The sequence below is a fragment of the Syntrophothermus sp. genome, assembly GCF_013314835.1.
GTDB classification, from domain to species: domain Bacteria; phylum Bacillota; class Syntrophomonadia; order Syntrophomonadales; family Syntrophothermaceae; genus Syntrophothermus; species Syntrophothermus lipocalidus.
In genome coordinates this window covers 1-6,950 of sequence record NZ_JABUEX010000089.1, presented here as the reverse complement: position 1 = coordinate 6,950, position 6,950 = coordinate 1, and the positions used below count along the sequence as shown (strand labels likewise).

4 protein-coding genes and 1 pseudogene are annotated in these 6,950 nt (G+C 46.7%); 2 read left to right on the top strand and 3 right to left on the bottom strand.

The genetic code is table 11. From position 1 onward, the window contains the following. Positions 1–542 precede the first annotated feature (542 nt). Both HPY90_RS14425 and HPY90_RS14420 read right to left on the bottom strand, forming a co-directional pair. Entirely contained in the window at positions 543–1,859 is a 1,317-nt protein-coding gene (locus HPY90_RS14425; protein ID WP_287195536.1) for a hypothetical protein, read from the bottom strand. A gap of 5 nt (positions 1,860–1,864) precedes the next feature. Then, complete coding sequence (locus tag HPY90_RS14420; protein WP_287195534.1) at positions 1,865–3,526, bottom strand: hypothetical protein; 1,662 nt, start codon at positions 3,524–3,526, stop codon at positions 1,865–1,867. A gap of 208 nt (positions 3,527–3,734) precedes the next feature. Here HPY90_RS14420 and HPY90_RS14415 point away from each other — a divergent pair, with 208 nt between their 5' ends. Both HPY90_RS14415 and HPY90_RS14410 read left to right on the top strand, forming a co-directional pair. After that, complete coding sequence (locus HPY90_RS14415) at positions 3,735–4,031, top strand: hypothetical protein (protein ID WP_287195533.1); 297 nt, start codon at positions 3,735–3,737, stop codon at positions 4,029–4,031. Positions 4,032–4,359: 328 nt separating this feature from the next. Further along, positions 4,360–6,582, top strand: coding sequence for an NERD domain-containing protein (locus HPY90_RS14410; RefSeq protein WP_287195532.1), 2,223 nt, complete (start codon positions 4,360–4,362; stop codon positions 6,580–6,582). Positions 6,583–6,810: 228 nt separating this feature from the next. Here the strand turns inward: HPY90_RS14410 and HPY90_RS14405 are convergent. Beyond that, positions 6,811–6,950: pseudogene (locus HPY90_RS14405) on the bottom strand (glycosyl transferase); the annotation flags it as partial.

Genomic DNA, 6,950 nt, shown 5'->3' with positions numbered 1-6,950 from the left:
GTAGGAGTAAAACAAAATGAAATACCAGAAAGCATTAGTATTCGAAAACCTAACGTAAACTACGGCCAGGAGAGAAGCCAACAGGTGCCCCAGGACCCAGGCGTCCACAAAAAGGTATGTAGGCCGTCTCCGGACAAGCAGGCAAAGCAGCTGAAAAACGACACCCACCGCAAAATGTCAAAGACCTTCGCCCAAAACTCCACTATAAACGTGCGTTCTTTTTTGTTTTCGCTGGGCACCATCTGGGTGAATTCACGAGCCCCCTTTTTGTCGGACAACTGCTCGGAGGAAGAAAGCATTCCTCTTTTTTCGGTCTGCCTTTCCGTGAAAAGGGCTGCCTTGCCCCTAATTTTTTATCAAAATCACCATCCAGGCCATCATGTTGCACCCGTCGTCGTCTTTCCTAACCTTAAACTGGCATCGACCGGGTATCCATCAAACCACCGAATAACTAATGGCTTGCTCCAGATTAGGTGATCGATTCATTTTGGAAGGAGTGATCCAGAAAGCATTATGGGGTCTAGATTGCCAAGGAAAAATCGTTACAAACGGTAGCCCTTCCGTTCCATGTAAAGCTGGTTGAGTTTCGTGAAAAACTGTTTGAGCTCTTTTTGGATTCTCGCGGGATGAACGGCTGACCTTACAACCAGCGTTAATCCGTGGTGTAACCTGCTTACGATATCTTCACCCAGGGTCTCGGGATTGGTAGCTGCGGATTTCAGCTGCTTTTTCTTTGCTTCAAAGTACCTGCGATCCTCTTCCGCGCGTTCCTCAAGATAGGCCATGACTTCCCGGTTGGCAGGACGCTCCGGCTTTAAGGCATCTTTGATCATCTCGACCTTTTCGGCCCTAGCCTGTTGCTTGAGGTCAATCCATTTGGCGGTGGCCATCATAAGACCTGTTAATTCCTTGCTCGCTGCGTCCTCTGCAGCCTTAGTGAAAAGGGAGCGAAACTTTTTAGCCACATATCCTCCCTGGTAAGCTCCCAAAATGGCACCGGCGCCTCCCCCTACAAGAACTCCTGCTGGGCCAAACAGCAACCCGCCGGCTGCAGAGAGAAGCGCCTGCCCCAAAGTGCTCGTAATGGTTCGGGCAGCCACGTCAGAACCGACATTTACGATTGCCTGTCCAAGGGTGGCTTCGTTATTCAAGATACCCTTTATGTTCCGGGCACTGCTCACTGCTAAGGACAGCCAGGGAATTTCAAAATCATGGAGGTCTGCCGCTGCTTGGATGGTCGTTTCGGTTACTTTGACAATCTCTTCGCGGGAAAGGTAGTCCATAACGTACACGCTATCAAGCCCGGCTACCTCGCCAGCCAACTCTTTGTTAACCAGAACCGGTATATCAGGATACCTTTCCAGGTGCTCGAGCACGCCTCTACTATCGGCCATACATTTGACCTGAAACGGCTGGCCATCAACCAGTATATCCCACCCTTCGTTGTTCGGGGCAGGAGGAAAAGTGACTTCGTGGCCCCTTGCTTCCAGCTGCCAGGCCACCACCTGTTCGGCCACGTAGCCCTGCAGGTTGTTGAGGTTGCCGGTTAAGGCCTCGGCATCAAGGCGCAAAAGCTCACGTGCGTATAAAGAGAAGTAAAAAATATTGCTCAAATCCTCTGCCCGGGCGAAGTCTACACCGGCCAGAACACGGGGGTCAAGGCGCACGTAATCGTAGAGAAGCTCTCCCAAACTCAAGCCGGCAATCAGGTGGTTCACAGTTTTATCTCCGTCGCGACCGCCGATGATTCTAGCCAAGCGTTCCTTCGCCGGTAAATCCCAAACTTTCTCATGCAGCGCCTCCCTGATCCGTCCCTGGCGCAGCAACTCGTAGATCCTTCTGCTTGCCGAGAAACGCACGGTTCCTATACCCCCCGGGCCAACCGGTAGCTGGCGCCTATATTGGGAAAGCAGATCTCAATCTTATGGCGCTTTTCCTCCAGCCGTTTGACAGCCGCCTCACATTCCTGAATTTGTCCTGTCAAATCTTTAATTTTCTGGTTCAAGAAAGATACGGCTTTGGCATGCTCTGCAGCCTCAGCCCTCTTTCTCGTTAAAACCTCCAACTTTTCCTTCAGGAAAACCACCGTTTTGGGAAGTGCTCCTTTTAGATGTTCTGTTTCCAGTTTTTTTACAAGGTTCTCCAGGTGCATCCTCTTCTGCTGCTCTTGACAGCTTAAATCATAAGCAATCCTTAAATCTTTCCAGAGGCGCTTGAATATATCACCAATGCTCCCGGTATGCCTGCTATGGGCCTTCTGTCGATGCAGCTCCATAATTCTTGAGTAGGTCTCCATGATGGCTTCGCACTCGCTTCTTATAAACGGAACTGTGCTTAAGGATAAAAGAATCTCGTCCTGGTCGAGTGCGATGATAATTTCGCGCTGCAGTTCTGCAATTTGAAGTTCGGTGCTCTTTAATGCCTGCTCATAACTGATGAATTTGGTTGCCTCACAATGACATTGTCGCTCCAGGGATTGCTTTCGCATCTTTTCGCGATTTAGCCTATCTTCAATAAGACCGTACTCGTTCAGCGCTGCCTCCCATTCCTTTAATAGCAACTGCATGTCCGCGGATTCACCTTCAAAGTTCAATGCAAGAAGGACTACTATTAAGCCCAACAACCGGTTCTTTAAGGTTGCATTTTGCCGCTTACAGAGAATGTAGCCGCCAGAAGTTAAAGCAGGTATCAAGAACAGAGGGTTTGCCAACACCGCAAAAAGTGAACTGGCACCAACATACACCGCAAACGGCAATGTTAGGCCCACAGACCCTGCCACGGCAGCAATAAGGGAGCTCAACGCGGTGTAGAAAGAGAACCCTCCCAGATGAACCAGTGCCGCCAGGCCCACACCCAGGGTCCCTGTTTCCAAAGCTCTCCTGATAGTTTGACTGGTCAACGCCTCCACGCCGAGGCCCTGCTTGAGTCTCTCCTGCTCCTGGGAAGAGAGGTTAGATACAAAGCGGAGAATTTCTTGAATGATCCTGCTCTTTTTTTCCTCGTCTGCGTCGCTGAGGCCGGCGAACAACTTGTTTATAGTATGCCGGAACAGGTCCTCGAGTGAGGAGCCGCGAAAATCTTTATCTGCCTGCCTTACCGCTTCCAGAGTCTTAGCAATCAGATCCTCAGCATTATCCCAAAAATCTTTCCTGCTCGAATAGTGGTAAGCAGGCAAGCCTAATTCATGGTTTAAACGCAGAAGAAGCTGCAAGATCAATTCCTCGCGTCTATACCCGTTATATCGCGCCACGGCACGTCTTAGCTGGTCTTGAAATCCACCGGTTTCGGAAAAAAACTCCTTGATCTTTGCGACGAGCAGGTCGAAGAAGGAGATGTCAAGAAGGCCCAGCATAAGCTTCAGGCCATCCAGCTGAGTGCGCAGCAAGCCCTCCACAAAATCTTTCCCATCCAAACTCTCTCTCTCTCTCTCTATTCCTCCTGTTGACATCTTGAGCGGATAACCACACCACTTGTTTCTTACCTGATGTACTAAAACATCCTTACAAAAGGTCGGCCATAAGCTCACGCACCACCCCCTGCCAGAAGGATAACAAACTTCCATGCTTCTACGCTAAAGTATTATTTTTTTGCAAGTAATATTCGGCAATTTTTGAAAAACTCCTCCTGATAAGGAGGAAAACGGAAGGAGACTGACGAATTAAATCGTTAGCGCTTTGCTAACCAAGGCCTTTTTCTTAAAAACGGAGGCTCCGCCAGTATGAAAGAGGGTTTTTTTGGATGCAAGACCTATATGGCGGAAAAGCAAGGGCGTCCTCCTGGCGCGCGTTGTCTTGCTGCTCACGGTCCTCTTCGTCCTCACCTTCTTTGGCCCCCGCTACGCTCTCGCCGCGCTCCTCGGCCTTGCGTTCTACGGCTTCCTCAAGCAGCCCACCCTCAAGGCACGGCTTATCCACCACGTCTTCCAAATCCCCGGCGGGAGGTACCGGCAGCCCGAGGAGATTGCCGCGGTACTTACCGAAATTGCCTCTACTATGGCACGCGCTGTGGAATACGCGACCGATGAACTTTAGGCGCCTCTCAACGAGGCATTAAGCCGCACAATGAGGGACCTCGTAGCAAAGACAAGAAGCGTGTACGAGGCTAAGAGTAAAACCTGACCGTTTTTAAGTTATCATGGGTGATGGTTAGAGGAACGTCGAAGGCCCGTCTGTGACCTTCAAAGAAGGTCTTCTGTCTTCGAGAGGGAAACACCTGGCAGAAAGAGAAGCAGCTGTTGGTTAGGCGCCAGGGCAAAGAGTTCTACTTTGACCAATTCTCCGGCTACAATTACTAGACTGTGACGGTATTCCAGTCGCATCGGGCGTTTGTGCCCGGTTCAAAAGAGGGAGGAGGATTAGAATGGAATTCGTGTGGTCTGAATCCGGTGATACTAGTATTGCTGAAATCGAGATCTGGAAAGCTCTGAAGATTGCCCTAGCCAATGATGAAGGTATTTGTTACCATCGTTATCCTATTTTTTCTGCAGATAGGTCACGGCGCGAACCTGATATCCTAATCTTACACCGCCAATGGGGACTTTATGTCATTGAATGCAAGGGCTATGATATTAATAACATTGAAAGGATAAACGGGCCTGTCTGGGTCATGAAAGATTGGCACTCTAGTCAAGAAACCCCTTATACTCAAGCAGAAGATCAGATGTGGGCAATACTTGGCAAGTTTAGAAACGAAAGCTGTTTACGTAAAGGAAGACAGGACATAATCCAAGGTCACGTTTTTATTGGGCTCCCTTTCATAACACGATCTGAATGGAGGGATAAAGGGCTTGATTTATCACCAGCCTCACCCCTTACTATTATCTTTGCTGATGACCTAGATCCGCATTCTTTAAGAAACCGCTTGCAAGATATTCCTGCGGAGGAAAGGCAAGAACCTCTTACAGAGGAACAGTGGAAACTTGCCCTTGCAATACTGCAAGGTGCTCCAGTTTTACATCGCGAGGCCCGACCTGAGCCAAAGAAAAGGAATATAAAGGCCTTCATGCTCAAGGAAGTCGAAAAGCAAATATTAAGCATTGATAGAGACCAACATAAAATTGCAGTTCAAATTCCAAGTGGTCCCCAGCGAATTAGAGGTTTAGCAGGATCAGGAAAGACTGTAGTTATGTGTATGAAGACAGCTTGGATGCATTTAAGATTTCCAAACTGGGATATTGCTTATACCTTTTATACCCGCAGCCTATACGGCATGATCAGAAACCTAATTACCCGTTTTTATCGCTACTGGGCGGATCAGAACCCTAACTGGGAAAAAATCCACATCTTTCATGGTTGGGGCGCAAAAGATCTACCAGGCATGTATCGCTTCGTTGCCAATGCAATGCAACGAAATCCTCGTAGCTACACAGAAGCTAAGAATGTTTTTTTATATAAAGAACAAAATGAACTTTTGGGTAAGTGTTGTAAGGAATTGCTAGAAGGCGAGGATGAAATACCTGTATTGTTTGATGCAATTCTAATTGATGAGGGCCAAGATTTTCACTTTGATTTTTACAAGTTATGCTACCATGTCCTAAGAGAACCAAAGAGATTAATCTGGGCTTATGACGAAGTTCAAAGTCTGGAATCTCTTTCAATTCCTACCACCATTGATATATTCGGCACGAATTCTGACGGCTCTCCTATAGTTAACCTCGAGGGCACCTATCCAGACGGTGAAGTTGAAAAAGATATAATTTTAAGCCGTTGTTATCGCACTCCTCGTCCTGTTTTAGTTACAGCTCATATATTTGGAATGGGCCTGCTCAGGCCACAAGGTGCAGTTCAATTCATCCCTACTCCAGGTGGATGGGAGGACATTGGATATGAAATATGCTCGGGGACATTTGAACCTGGGCAAAAGCTTACAATTAGAAGACCAGAAGCTAATTCTCCTCACCTTTTGGAAAAATTGGCAGGATATCAAGATCTTGTTCAATGGAAAGTCTTTCCGAATAGGGAACAAGAACTTAGCTGGGTTGCCGAGCAGATTGCTAAAAACATATATGAGGATGAATTAAGGCCAGAGGAGATTGTAGTAATCTCTTTAGATTGGAAGAATATGGATAAGGATTTAACCCAATTGATAGAGAAATTAAAGAATAACAATGTCCAGGCAATAAGGCCAGGTATAGAAACTGGAAAGGAAGAGTTTCAAAAACAGAAGCATGTTACCTTAACTGGGATTTTCCCGGCCAAGGGAAATGAAGCATCTATCGTTTACGTAATTGGTTTTGAACAAGTAGATAGTGATCCCCTGTTAATTGTCCAGCAGCGAAATCAAGCCTTTACAGCCATAACACGCACTCGTGGTTGGTGTATCCTAACCGGTCTAGGAGAAAAAGCTGAAGCATTGTTCAGAGAAATCGAAATGATATTAGCTAATCCTGAACAGATTACTTTCGTTGTCCCTGATCCAAAAGTTATTCAACGTAATCTCGACAACCTGGAGTATGAGAGACGCCGAAACAGAATTAAGAAAGCACAGGACTTGACGAATCAACTTGCCCGAATTTTAAGAGAAATAGATGACCCTGCATTGAGAAATAGACTGATTAAAAAGTTGCAAGACAGTAGTTCATAATAATGGTACCGCTTGCGTCATATGGCTCGATTCACTTCCACGTAAACAACCTTTTGGTGACTTTGCAAAACCAAAAAGGTTATTAAAGGAATCTCTATAAAAGGGAATGATAGATGAATATAAGTTGAAATTGAAATAATTGACCTACTAAATTCACAGGTAGCAAGCACCCGAACCTATGCAAACCAAATGGACATCCTATTCGGGATCATCTATCCGATATTTTATCTACTCCTCCCATTGGACAAGCCGGGGAAAGGGATCAAGAATTGATTCATATTGTTCTTTAATTCCGTAAATACCATCTGGATCCAGCCGTTTATATCGTAGGTATTTTACCAAACGGTCACGAGGGTTCATCCATCCTA